This is a genomic window from Bacillus tuaregi (assembly GCF_900104575.1).
GTDB classification, from domain to species: Bacteria; Bacillota; Bacilli; order Bacillales; family Cytobacillaceae; genus Bacillus_BD; species Bacillus_BD tuaregi.
In genome coordinates this window covers 40,566-53,564 of record NZ_LT629731.1, presented here as the reverse complement: position 1 = coordinate 53,564, position 12,999 = coordinate 40,566, and the positions used below count along the sequence as shown (strand labels likewise).

12 protein-coding genes and 1 rRNA gene are annotated in these 12,999 nt (G+C 39.8%); 11 read left to right on the top strand and 2 right to left on the bottom strand.

The features are described from left to right. Positions 1-278 precede the first annotated feature (278 nt). Positions 279-394: ribosomal RNA gene (rrf, locus tag BQ5321_RS02630) — 5S ribosomal RNA — on the top strand. Between the two features lie 538 nt (positions 395-932). Here rrf and BQ5321_RS02625 read toward each other — a convergent pair. Beyond that, positions 933-1,148 (bottom strand): sigma factor G inhibitor Gin, encoded by a 216-nt coding sequence (locus tag BQ5321_RS02625; RefSeq protein ID WP_071393091.1) that lies wholly within the window; start codon positions 1,146-1,148, stop codon positions 933-935. Between the two features lie 290 nt (positions 1,149-1,438). Here BQ5321_RS02625 and BQ5321_RS02620 point away from each other — a divergent pair, with 290 nt between their 5' ends. The 7 genes from BQ5321_RS02620 to rsmI are packed head-to-tail and all read left to right on the top strand — an operon-like array spanning position 1,439 to position 7,518. Continuing rightward, positions 1,439-2,872, top strand: coding sequence for an aminotransferase class I/II-fold pyridoxal phosphate-dependent enzyme (locus tag BQ5321_RS02620; RefSeq protein ID WP_071393090.1), 1,434 nt, complete (start codon positions 1,439-1,441; stop codon positions 2,870-2,872). A 20-nt stretch (positions 2,873-2,892) separates the two neighbouring features. After that, complete coding sequence (gene tmk, locus BQ5321_RS02615; RefSeq protein WP_071393089.1) at positions 2,893-3,522, top strand: dTMP kinase; 630 nt, start codon at positions 2,893-2,895, stop codon at positions 3,520-3,522. A gap of 42 nt (positions 3,523-3,564) precedes the next feature. Further along, on the top strand, positions 3,565-4,572 hold the full coding sequence (gene holB / locus BQ5321_RS02610) for a DNA polymerase III subunit delta' (protein ID WP_071393088.1): 1,008 nt from the start codon (positions 3,565-3,567) through the stop codon (positions 4,570-4,572). Beyond that, positions 4,565-5,392, top strand: a complete 828-nt coding sequence (locus BQ5321_RS02605; RefSeq protein WP_071393087.1) for a PSP1 domain-containing protein — start codon at positions 4,565-4,567, stop codon at positions 5,390-5,392. The genes holB and BQ5321_RS02605 overlap by 8 nt, the downstream gene beginning before the upstream one ends. 13 nt (positions 5,393-5,405) lie before the next feature. Beyond that, a complete protein-coding gene (yabA, locus tag BQ5321_RS02600) occupies positions 5,406-5,777 on the top strand; it encodes a DNA replication initiation control protein YabA (RefSeq protein WP_071393086.1) in 372 nt (123 codons plus the stop codon). Positions 5,778-5,837: 60 nt separating this feature from the next. Next, on the top strand, positions 5,838-6,578 hold the full coding sequence (locus BQ5321_RS02595; RefSeq protein WP_071393085.1) for a tRNA1(Val) (adenine(37)-N6)-methyltransferase: 741 nt from the start codon (positions 5,838-5,840) through the stop codon (positions 6,576-6,578). Between the two features lie 58 nt (positions 6,579-6,636). After that, entirely contained in the window at positions 6,637-7,518 is an 882-nt protein-coding gene (rsmI, locus tag BQ5321_RS02590; protein ID WP_071393084.1) for a 16S rRNA (cytidine(1402)-2'-O)-methyltransferase, read from the top strand. Positions 7,519-7,624: 106 nt separating this feature from the next. On the opposite strand, the gene BQ5321_RS02585 is transcribed toward rsmI, so the two are convergent. Continuing rightward, the gene (locus BQ5321_RS02585) at positions 7,625-7,912 is read right to left on the bottom strand and encodes an AbrB/MazE/SpoVT family DNA-binding domain-containing protein (protein ID WP_071393083.1); all 288 of its coding nucleotides are present in this window, start codon (positions 7,910-7,912) and stop codon (positions 7,625-7,627) included. Between the two features lie 485 nt (positions 7,913-8,397). On the opposite strand from BQ5321_RS02585, the gene metG reads away from it, so the two are divergent. The 3 genes from metG to BQ5321_RS02570 all read left to right on the top strand — a co-directional run bounded on the left by metG (position 8,398) and on the right by BQ5321_RS02570 (position 12,850). Next, positions 8,398-10,362, top strand: coding sequence for a methionine--tRNA ligase (gene metG / locus BQ5321_RS02580; RefSeq protein ID WP_071393082.1), 1,965 nt, complete (start codon positions 8,398-8,400; stop codon positions 10,360-10,362). A 306-nt stretch (positions 10,363-10,668) separates the two neighbouring features. After that, positions 10,669-11,436, top strand: a complete 768-nt coding sequence (locus BQ5321_RS02575) for a TatD family hydrolase (protein WP_071393081.1) — start codon at positions 10,669-10,671, stop codon at positions 11,434-11,436. Between the two features lie 238 nt (positions 11,437-11,674). Next, complete coding sequence (locus tag BQ5321_RS02570; RefSeq protein ID WP_071396747.1) at positions 11,675-12,850, top strand: G5 and 3D domain-containing protein; 1,176 nt, start codon at positions 11,675-11,677, stop codon at positions 12,848-12,850. Positions 12,851-12,999: the final 149 nt, after the last annotated feature.

Genomic DNA, 12,999 nt, shown 5'->3' with positions numbered 1-12,999 from the left:
TGATCAGGTTGATAGGTTTGGGGTGGAAGCGTGGTGACACGTGGAGCTGACAAATACTAATCGGTCGAGGACTTAACCAAATTTAGATGCGGAGGCGCCTTGCCAGGAGCGACAAGCTTAAGTCGGGCTGTCGAGAAGGTTGTTCTTTAACCTTCTTGACAGCATGGCTTAAGACCTCGAGTTCCTAGGCGCCGCAGCTCGATTCAACAATGTTGATTACTCGTCCTTTTTCTTCAGCATTATCTAGTTTTGAGGGAACAAGTCCTCAAACCAAATAGTTTGGTGACGATAGCGAGAAGGTCACACCCGTTCCCATCCCGAACACGGAAGTTAAGCTTCTCAGCGCCGATGGTAGTTGGGGCATTGCCCCTGTGAGAGTAGGACGTCGCCAAGCAAAGGAGTATCCAAATGGGTACTCCTTTTTGATTGTGTTTCAGTTATTATTATCTAGCCTTCGAAAAGGCTGAATCGACCTGCCTTTGATATGTATAAGCTACCGAAACCAAAGAGAAAAGCCGAGTAGGGTCGCCTATAAGGCGTATAAGCTACCGAAACCAAAGAGAAAAGCCGAGTAGGGTCGCCTATAAGGCGTATAAGCTACCGAAATCGAAGAGAAAAGCCGAGTAGGGTCGCCTATAAGGCGTATAAGCTACCGAAATCGAAGAGAAAAGCCGAGTAGGGTCGCCTATAAGGCGTATAAGCTACCGAAATCGAAGAGAAAAGCCGAGTAGGGTCGCCTATAAGGCGTATAAGCTACCGAAACCGAGGAGAAAAGCCGAGTAGGGTCGCCTATAAGGCGTATAAGCTACCGAAACCAGACAGATGAGCCATGTTCGCGATCGCCAATAAAGTCTACAAGCTCCTCCAGCAGATATGTATTATTATAAATACCCATATAAAAAAGAGCATCTATAGCAGGTGCCCTTTTTGTTTTATGAAAAAATCTCCGGTGTGGTAATTTTTTTTAGCTTACTCAAATAATACTTATATTTAGGGTCGCTCGTATCGGTGATGATAATATCCCTTTCACAATCCATGCAAATAAATGAGGTGTAAAGATGAATACCCTTACCTTTTTCTTCTTCACAAATCACGCACTTTTCTTCCATTTGCTCTCTTGCTAATGAATCCAATACACTCACCTCCATACCACTATACTTCCCAGATCTTAATATTTGTATACAAAATTAAGAAAATTCATTTGTGTAGGTTAACTGATTAATATTGTATGTAATCCGCAGTCATTGTTTGTATGTCTTATTGAATCTTTTCATTTCAAATACGTTAAAAAAGTCCGATGACTAAAAATGCAGGAAACTAGGCTACCTCTTTAGCTGCCTGATACGGTTTGGTACAATAGATACGAGATGCTGAAATACGGCAAATACATGCATAATTCACTCGGTAATAAATAACTATAGTTGGGAGTAAGGTGAAAATGGACCAATCAAAGACTCCTTTATATAATCAGCTTGCTTTCCATAGTAACAAACATCGTATTTCTCTTCATGTGCCAGGACATAAGTATGGCCAAATTTTTCCTGAGTCTGCAAAGCCATTCTATAATGAACTATTAAAATTGGATGCTACTGAACTAGCAGGCCTTGATGACCTTCATTCACCAGAAGGAGTCATCCTAGAGGCCGAGACACTGCTCTCACAATTATATGCAGTGAAAAAAAGCTACTTCCTAGTAAATGGTTCGACGGTTGGCAATTTAGCTATGATTATGGCGACATTAACAGCTAATGATACCGTCCTAGTCCAGAGAAATTGTCATAAATCTATTTTAAACGGTCTTGAATTAACAGGTGCAAAGGCTGTATTTCTAGGTCCTGATTATCACGCTGAATGGGCAGTGTTAGGCGGAGTATCTTCAGAGGTCATACAAAAGGCAATGAAGGCTTATCCAGAAGCCAAGGCAGTTATCCTGACCTATCCAAACTATTACGGTATGGTAAATGAACTGGAGGAAATCATTAAACTAGCGCATAGTAGGAATATGTCGGTGCTAGTAGATGAAGCACATGGAACTCATTTTATTAGTGGGGGCAGCTTTCCAAGGTCTGCGGTACAGCTAGGAGCAGACATTGTCGTACAATCTGCTCATAAAACATTGCCTGCCATGACGATGGGGTCTTTTCTTCACTTTAATAGTGAGCGAATCTCAATTGTAGCTCTAGAAAAGTACCTTCACATTTTGCAGTCAAGCAGCCCATCTTACCCAATTATGGCCTCGCTAGATCTCGCTAGAAGCTATTTAGGAACCTATACAATTGAAGACCATTTGTATCTTAGCGAGCAAATAAAGACATTTAGGGAGAGGCTAAAGCAACTAGACGGCATCAGGGTTTTAGAATATGATGACGAGGGTGACTTATTGAAGGTTACATTACAAACGCTGAGTCAGTACAATGGGTTTCAGCTACAGACTGCTTTTGAGCAGCAAGGAATATATACAGAGCTTGCAGACCCACATAATGTTTTACTTGTTTTACCCTTACTTAAGGAAAACACTCCATTTCCCTTTCAACAAATAGTAGAGGGTATACATCGTTCATTAAAGGATGCAAGAATTATCAATAGAGTGGAAAAAGTGATAGAATATATTCCAGTAATATCCAAATTAGTTCTTGCTGATAAGGAAATGAAACAGCTTCAGAGTAGAAAAGTATCTTTTATAGATGCCGTTGGTGAAGTCTGTGCGGAGAAGGTCATTCCTTATCCCCCGGGTATCCCGATTTTATTTCCCGGTGAACTTATCACAGCAGAGACAGTAGAGCAATTAGCAGCGTTAGTTGACTCAGGAGCAAGGTTCCAGGGTACAAAGCATATATTTGATCATACCATTACAATTTTTACAAAGAAGTAGTAAAAGGTTGGAGGTTTATTGTGAAAAAAGGTGTATTTATTACAATAGAGGGTCCTGAGGGAGCCGGCAAGACAACAATCATAGAGATGCTGATGGATAAGTTAAATTCGGAAGGATACTCTGTGGTAAGCACAAGAGAGCCAGGTGGCATTGAAATTGCAGAAAAAATAAGAAGTGTTATTTTAGATAAAGAAAATAAAGCGATGGATGCAAGAACGGAGGCGCTTCTCTATGCCGCTGCCCGCAGGCAGCATCTTGTTGAAAAGGTATTGCCGGCTATTGAGAATGGGTATATTGTGATATGTGACCGATTTATCGACAGCTCACTTGCCTATCAAGGTCATGCAAGAGGCTTAGGAATTGATGAGGTTTTTTCTATTAATCAATTTGCCATTGACGAGATGATGCCGGATGCGACCTTTTATTTTGATATTGATCCGGAGATTGGCTTGGAACGGATAAATCGTGATAAAGGGAGAGAAATTAATCGACTTGACCTCGAAGGCTTTGAATTCCATCGCAAGGTTCGTGAAGGATATCAGATATTGTGTAAAAGATTTCCAGGTCGAATCGTTGAAATTGATGCCTCTCAATCAGTGGAGGCTGTGTTTCAGAACGTAGAGGATAAATTATTACGGATTATACAATAGAATATAAATTCTATTAATATTTATAGTAAGTGAGTGATGGCTTTGGCAAAAACATGGCAAGAGCTTGAGGAAATTCAACCTGTCGTATTAAAAATGATCAAAAATAGTATGGAAAAAAAGCGGCTTGCCCACGCCTACTTATTTGAAGGGATGAAGGGAACAGGAAAGCGGGAAATGGGACTTCTGCTAGCAAAAAGTCTCTTCTGTCTTTCTCCTATAGAAGCAGTCATCCCCTGCGAGAACTGTAATAACTGTAAAAGAATCAATCATGGCAATCATCCTGATATCCATATTATAGAGCCTGACGGACTGTCCATTAAGAAGCAACAGATTGGTCTGCTTCAGGAGGAGTTCTCCAAGACCGGTGTCGAATCAAAGCAAAAGCTCTATATGATTATTCATGCTGATCGGATGACAGTAAATGCGGCTAATAGTTTATTGAAGTTTCTAGAGGAACCCTTTCGAGAGACCTATGCTATATTAATGACAGAGCAGGTTCAAAGAATGCTGCCAACCATTCTATCGCGCTGTCAAACCCTATCCTTTAAGCCATTATCAAATGAACATATGATTCATAAGTTGGTTGAAATAGGAGTTAAGGAGCATAAAGCGCCTATACTTGCCCAGCTTACCAATAATTTGGATGAAGCTTTAGAGCTAAACAATGATGAATGGTTTGCACAAGCACAAAAGATAGTGGTAAAATTATATGAAGTGCTTAAGAAGAATTCCCTTGAAGCAATGGTTTATCTGCAAGAGGAATGGTTCTTACATTTTAAAGATAAAGAACAAATCGATCGTGGATTAGATCTTTTACTTCTTATTTTTAAGGATTTATTATATATACAGTTTGGTAAGCAACGGCAGGCTGTTTTTGTAAGTAAGGCACAAGAGTTTGAGCAGTATGCCTTACAAACTTCTGGGCGGCGTCTGGCGGATCAAATGTCCATAATATTGGAGGCAAAGAAAAAGCTACAGGCTAATATGAATCCACAGTTATTGATGGAGGAGCTTGTGCTTCGGTTGCAGGAGGGATCTACAGTTGTATGATGTAGTTGGCGTACGCTTTAAAAAAGCGGGTAAAATATATTATTTTGATCCCGGTGATCTGCCAATTCTTAAGAATAATTTCGTTATCGTTGAGACTGTAAGGGGCGTTGAATACGGACAGGTGGTCATCGGCCCAAAACAAGTGGACGAAAATGATGTTGTTCTTCCTTTAAAAAAGGTACTCAGAATTGCGGATCAAAAGGATCGCATGATAGTTGAGGAAAATAGGGCAGCGGCAAAGGAAGCTTATGATGTTTGCAATGAAAAAGTGTCTATTCATCAATTAGATATGAAGCTGGTTGATGTGGAATATACATTTGATCGTAACAAAATCATTTTTTATTTTACAGCGGATGGTAGGGTTGATTTTCGTGAACTTGTAAAGGATTTAGCAGCTATCTTCCGCACAAGGATTGAGCTTCGTCAAATTGGTGTCAGAGATGAGGCGAAAATGCTGGGCGGGATTGGACCATGCGGTAGAATGCTTTGCTGTTCGACCTTTTTAGGTGATTTTGAACCTGTTTCTATTAAAATGGCAAAAGATCAAAATCTATCTCTTAATCCAACAAAAATATCAGGGTTATGTGGAAGATTGATGTGCTGCTTGAAATATGAGAATGACGAATACGAGACGGCTAAGGAATTACTGCCGGACCTTGGCCAATGGATTGAAACGCCTGTTGGTTCTGGGAAAGTCGTAGGACTAAATATCCTTGAGCGGGTGCTTCAGGTCGAAGTTCCAAAGCTTGAACGTGTGTTAGAATATACGTTGGATGAAATTATTAAAGAAGGTGCTGTACCGGTACAATCCACAGACTGATGAGGTGGAACCAGTGGATAAAAAAGAAATATTTGATTCAGTAAGTAATATGGAAAAGCAAATTGGACATTTGTACCAACAGCTTGGTGAGTTAAAGCAGCACTTAGCGGAAATCCTGGAAGAAAATAACTCTTTGAAGCTGGAAAACGAGCATATTAGACGTCGTTTAGAAGAAATCACAGAAAATAAAGAGTCAAATAAAAGCAGTAAGAAGGATAAGAAAAAAACGGAGTCTACTGATTCTGGAGTTATGGATATTGGAGAAGGATACGATAACCTGGCCCGTCTTTATCAGGAGGGATTTCATATTTGTAACCTTCAATTTGGGAGCCCTCGGACGGAGGGAGATTGTATCTTTTGCTTATCCTTTTTAAATAAAAAATAATGGACAGCCTTCCTAACTTTTTGGGAAGGCTATTTTTTAAGAGAGGGGGCTGCCATACCTATGGTTGAATTGATTGGGGATGAAAGGCTGGACTATTTACTCGCAGAAAAGATGAAAATTATTCAAAGTCCTTCTGTTTTCTCTTTTTCCCTTGATGCTGTTTTGTTGGCCCAATTCACCTATGTTCCGATTCAAAAGGGGAATTTGCTTGATTTATGTAGCGGGAATGGAGTGATTCCTTTATTTCTCAGTTTAAGAACGAAGGGTACTATTACTGGAGTTGAAATCCAGGAACGTCTCTACCATATGGCCGTTCGTAGTATTGAATATAATGGACTAAGCGATCGGTTGCATATGATTCATGGTGATATTAAGGAAATGCCGAAACAGCTTGGATATGGGAAATTTGATGTTGTGACCTGTAATCCGCCATATTTTACTACTCCTTCACAGGAGGAAATCAATGAAAATGAACATTTAGCGATTGCTCGTCATGAAATCCTCTGTACCTTGGAGGATGCTATTCTTGCAGCCAGTCAGCTTGTAAGACAGGGAGGGAAGGTATCCTTTGTCCATCGTTCAGGTCGCCTCATGGATATGATGACATTGATGCGTAAATATAAGCTTGAGCCAAAGCGACTACAATTTGTCTATCCGAAAGCAGGAAAGGAAGCAAACACATTACTAATCGAAGCAATCAAGCATGGCAAGCCGGACTTGAAAATCCTGCCACCATTGGTTGTGTATCAGGAGGATAATGAATATACTCCTGAGATGAGGACGATTCTATATGGAGAATAAGCCTTCAAGCAGTAACATCGGAAAAGGAAAATACAATATCTAATAAAAGAGGGTACATATGTGGCAGCAGAAAAGCTTTGAACAAGAGGATAGGAAAGGAATCTTATATCTCGTACCGACACCAATCGGCAACCTAGAGGATATGAGCTACAGAGCGATTAGAATTTTAAAGGAAGCGGACTATATTGCCGCAGAAGATACACGTAATTCAAAAAAGCTCTGTCATTATTTTGAAATTGAGACACCGCTTATGAGCTATCATGAGCATAATAAAGAAACGGGTGGAAGGAAAATTATTAATCTGCTTAAGGAAGGCGCTAAGGTAGCGCTTATCAGTGATGCCGGATTACCGACTATCTCTGACCCAGGCTATGAGCTAGTTGTGGAAGCGGTAGAAGAGCAGCTTACAGTGGTACCGCTCCCGGGTGCGAATGCGGCGTTAACAGCGCTGATTGCATCAGGGCTTTCCACCCGTTCGTTTTATTTTTATGGCTTCCTTGATCGACAAAGGAAGGAAAAGCGTAAGCAGCTTGAGGAGCTACGAAACATTCCAGCAACGATGATTCTTTATGAGGCACCGCACAGATTAAAGGAAACTCTCACCTTGATCCATGAGGTACTTGGAAATCGAAAAATGTCCATATGCCGTGAATTAACTAAACGATATGAGGAATTTATTCGTGGAGATGTATCAGAGCTATTGGAGTGGGCTACAAAAGGAGAAGTTCGTGGTGAATTTTGCTTAATCATTGAAGCAGGTGAACCGGCTTCAAATGAGGAATCTGGTGTATGGTGGGAGGAGCTCACTGTTGAAGAGCATGTAAAGCACTATATGGCAGTGAAGGGACTGACCTCCAAAGAGGCTATTAAACAGACAGCAAAGGATCGCAGTATGAACAAACGGGATGTCTACCATATGTATCATATTGAAGTTGAATAGGAAAATGGATACGTCTGTTGGAATCTTAAGCATGTGAAATAGTTGTTGCTGATAAAAATAACAAAAAAAGGCTTCTCTTATTGAGAAGCTTTTTCAATGTTAGATATTAATGATTAGCAGGATCTAAATTATCCTTGATTTCCTTGAGAAGCTTTTCTGCACCCTCACGGCTTAAAACAAGCTTTCCGCCTGCTAATTGTAAATTGTCATCAGACACTTCACCAGTAACCTGGCAAGTCATGTTTGGCTTATATTTTTTTAGGATAATACGATCATCATCGACATAAATTTCTAATGCATCTTTTTCAGCAATACCCAGTGTACGTCTAAGTTCTATCGGAATTACAACGCGTCCAAGCTCATCAACCTTACGAACAATACCTGTAGATTTCATTTTCCCACTCCACTCCAATCTAGGATTTTATCTATCTATTATTTGTTTTTTTTCGTCAAGATTCGACAATTTTCTTACTTTTTCATCATAGCAACTATTCCAAAAATCGTCAATTACTTTATTTTCCTATAATATTGAAATTATTCCCAGTGTGACTTATTACTATTTATTATAGGTTTATGTTAGATTATATCAGCACCATTGCTATTTTACAAAAAATAACTCTTGGACTTCAGGGGGAATTATTGATTTTATCTATAAATTAATATTGTATTAATTTTGTAATATAGACAGATTAGTTTAGGTGCTTGCTGTCAATACTTTTAAAAATAAGGCTATGTTGAAGTACATCGTTGGTTTTTTAGCTTAACAGAGCCAAAAATAATATAAATATTCATTCTGAAAATATTTTGCGGGTACTAATTAAAGCGATATAATGGAAGATGGTATATTAGACAGAGGTAAAAATAAAGGAGGCAAAAAGAATGGGAGAACAGAGAAAAACCTTTTACTTAACAACTCCTATCTATTATCCAAGTGGAAATCTACATATAGGGCATGCTTATACAACAGTTGCTGGTGATGCAATGGCAAGATATAAGCGCCTGCGTGGCTATGACGTCATGTACTTAACTGGAACAGATGAGCATGGACAAAAAATACAGCAAAAGGCACAGGAAAAGGGAATTACTCCGCAGCAATATGTAGATGAAATTGTATCAGGGATTAAGGATCTTTGGCAAAAGCTTGATATCTCATATGATGATTTTATCCGTACAACAGAAGAGCGTCATAAAAAGGTTGTAGCAGATATTTTCGAAAAACTGTTAGCACAGGGTGATATTTACTTAGGTGAATATGAAGGCTCCTATTGTACCCCTTGTGAGTCTTATTTTACCGAAAGACAGTTAACAGATGAAGGGAATTGCCCTGACTGTGGAAGGCCTGTCCAAAAAGTAAAAGAAGAATCCTATTTCTTTAAAGTAAGCAAATATGCAGACCGCCTGCTAGCATACTATGAAGAAAATCCTGAGTTTATTCAGCCAGAATCACGGAAAAATGAAATGATCAATAACTTCATCAAGCCAGGCCTTGAGGATTTGGCTGTTTCACGGACAACCTTTGACTGGGGCATAAAAATTCCAAGCAATCCAAAGCATGTTATATATGTTTGGATTGATGCGCTCTCAAATTATATTACAGCACTTGGTTATGGGACAGAGAATGAAACAAAATACAAGCAATATTGGCCGGCAAATGTCCATTTAGTAGGGAAGGAAATTGTCCGCTTTCATACCATCTACTGGCCAATTATGTTAATGGCATTGGACCTTCCATTACCGAAAAAGGTCTTTGCCCATGGATGGCTGCTAATGAAGGACGGGAAAATGTCGAAGTCCAAAGGCAACGTTGTGGATCCTGTGACCCTAATTGACCGTTATGGATTGGATGCGCTACGTTATTACTTACTAAGGGAAGTTCCATTTGGAGCGGATGGTGTATTTACGCCGGAAGGCTTTGTTGAGCGTCTAAACTTTGACCTTGCAAATGACTTAGGAAACCTCTTAAATCGTACGGTAGCTATGATCAATAAATACTTTGATGGTGTTGTTCCTGTCTACAACGGGTCAACTGGTGAATTTGAAGAGAAGCTGCTCGAAGCAAATCAAGCGACGGTTACAAAGTATGAAGAAGCGATGGAAAAAATGGAATTCTCAGTAGCCTTGACGGCTCTCTGGCAGCTTGTCAGCCGTACAAATAAATATATTGATGAAACACAGCCGTGGCAGCTGGCGAAGGATGAAGAAAATCATTCCAAGCTTGCAGATGCCATGGTCCACTTAGCCGAGTCTCTAAGAAGGATAGCTATCATGCTGCAGCCATTCTTGACACAGGCACCAAAACAGATTTTTGCCCAGTTAGGTATCGATAAGAAGGCATATACTACATGGGATAGTCTAGCAGAGTTTGGTCAAATCGGAGAAGGCATTAAGGTGATGAAGGGTGACCCGATTTTCCCTCGCCTTGATTTGGAAGACGAAGTCAATTACATCAAAATGAAAATGCAGGGAACCGAGCCTAAGGCTGAAGTAAAGGAAAATAAGGCGGAGGCTGTACCGGAAGTAGATGAAATCACAATTGATGATTTCATGAAGGTAGACCTACGAGTTGCAGAAGTAATAGAAGCGGAGCCTGTAAAAAAGGCGGATAAGCTTTTGAAGCTGCAGCTAAACCTTGGCTATGAAACGCGTCAGGTTGTATCGGGGATTGCCCAATATTATAAACCGGAAGAGCTTGTTGGACAAAGAGTAATTTGTGTAACAAACCTAAAGCCGGTTAAGCTAAGAGGCGAATTATCACAAGGAATGATCTTGGCAGGAAGCAAGGATGGAAAGTTAGCCTTAGCTACTGTTCCAGAAAGCTTACCGCTTGGATCAAAAGTAAAATAAATGATATGAGTAAGCGGGGGGATTTCCCCCGCTGTTCATTTTAAAAGAGCGTGTATTTAAGCAAAGAAACTGTAATCTTTGTAAAGCTATGGTAATATTGTCGAATTTTGTTTCACGTGGAACATTCTGTGAAACCTTTTTTATTTAAACTTCCAATTAATCACCGTGGTTTTTATTGAATAAAACTATAAGTTATTCTGTTAGATTCTATAAGAATAGATTGTCTATACATGTTTCTTCTATTATATAGATACATATTTGATACAAATGTAATGAAAAAATAATAATGATAAGGAAGGGATTATCATGCTATTTGATACACATGTCCATTTAAATGCAGAGCAATTTGAAGAGGACCTCATAGAGGTAATAGAAAGAGCGAGACAGACGGGTGTTGAACGGATGCTTGTTGTTGGTTTTGACCGTCCAACGATTGAAAAGGCAATGGAGCTCGTCGAGGAGTATGATTTTCTATACGCGAGTATCGGGTGGCATCCGGTTGATGCAATTGATATGAGAGATGAGGATTTGCTTTGGATTGAGGAATTATCAGCACATCCAAAGGTTGTCGCACTTGGCGAGATGGGTTTGGATTATTATTGGGACAAGTCACCAAGGGAAGTACAACAGGATGTTTTTAGAAGGCAAATTCAATTGGCTAAGAAGGTAAAGCTGCCGATTGTCATTCATAATCGTGAGGCAACGGCCGATATTATGACGATCCTGAAGGAAGAAGGAGCCCAGGAGGTGGGCGGTATTATGCATTGCTTCAGCGGAAGTGCTGAAACAGCATTGGAGTGCATTAAATTAAATTTCCTTATTTCCCTTGGCGGCCCGGTTACCTTCAAAAATGCTAAAAAACCAAAAGAGGTTGCAAAAGAGGTTCCAATCGATAAGCTTTTGATTGAAACAGACTGTCCATATTTAGCTCCGCACCCCTATAGAGGCAAGAGAAATGAACCTGCATATGTCCGTCTTGTAGCGGAACAAATCGCCGAACTGAAGGAAATTTCAGTAGAAGAGGTTGAAAGAATGACAACGGAAAATGCAAAAAAATTATTCGACATAAACTGATACGTTTTGCTGTCGATTTTGGTGATTACTTGTCCAAATTTTACTAATTTCTTTAAAGTTCTACACGTCTCCTTACCCTCGAGAGAATAGCATGTCGATAACTCACGCTTTACTTTTTCAATAGGTCTTCAGCATAATAGGAACTAACCTTGAGGAAGTAGTGGGGTTGACAGCAGGTAAGAATGTTTATATAATCACTCGAAGAGAAAAGGAGGCGTTTTTCATCGGGATTCTGGACATGAAAAACCTGTTTTCCAAGCTTAACACCAAGAACTGGTCTATTATTATTGCGAGTTTCATAGTTTTGCTGTTTTCAGCAGGATTTGTTACATATGAAACCACGAAGAAATCAGTGACTCTCTCCCTTGAGGGGAAAGAAAAAGTCATGAAAACACATGCAGCTACCGTTCAAGAATTACTTGAAGAAGCAGATATATCATTGCAATCTAAAGACTATTTGTTGCCCGCAAAGGATACAGGGATAACGGACAATTTAAAAGTTGTTTGGAAATCGGCAAAACAGGTGAAACTTTTAACAGTTAACGAAGAAAAGACATTTTGGACGACAGCCATTACGGTTGATGAGTTCCTAGCAGAGCAAAATATCGAAATTAATGAGTTTGATCATGTGAAGCCTAAATCAGACGCAGCACTGAAAACAGGCATGAATGTTGTAGTCAATAAAGCATTCCCACTCACATTTAACGATGGTGGAGTCGTGAAGGAAGTATGGTCCACTTCGACTACGGTCGCTGACTTTTTAAAACAACAGGGAATAACACTAACTGAATTAGACCGAGTAGAACCAGGTCTAGAGAATACTGTTTCAGAAAATGGCATCGTGAATGTCATTAGAGTAGAAAAAGTCACCGATGTAGTGGAAGAACCATTAAGCTTTGCTGTAGTCACTCAGAAGGATGAAAATTTAGATAAAGGGTCAGAAAAGGTCCTGACACCTGGTCAGGAAGGACTCGTTTCAAGAGAGTATGAAGTAACGAAAGAAAACGGTCAAGAGGTGTCTCGTGTTGTGTTAAACGAGACTGTGCTTAAAGATAAAGTGGATCAAGTTGTGGCTGTAGGTGCAAAGGAAATCACGGCACTTGCTTCACGCGGCTCAGAGAGCGGCAGAGAGATGTACGTGACGGCAACTGCCTATACGGCAAGCTGCAGCGGCTGTTCCGGTATTACAGCTACTGGAGTTAATCTGCATGCAAATCCAGGTGCAAAGGTTATTGCGGTTGATCCAAGAGTTATTCCGCTTGGTTCAAAGGTTTATGTTGAAGGCTATGGCTATGCAGTTGCGGCTGACACTGGCGGAGCCATAAAAGGAAATAAAATTGACGTGTTCATTTCCTCTAAGCAGGCTGCTTACCAATGGGGAAGAAAGACAGTGAAAATAAAGGTGCTTGATTAACCAGTCTTGCAGGGGATTTCTTCCCCTGCTTTTTTTCTTTTTTGTGATACTTGAGCTATAATAAAGACTGTGTTTATTCCATTTCAGGATTCTTTATATATATAGACGTATAAGTTACAAAAATGTTTCATTTTTTTTGCATTTTTATT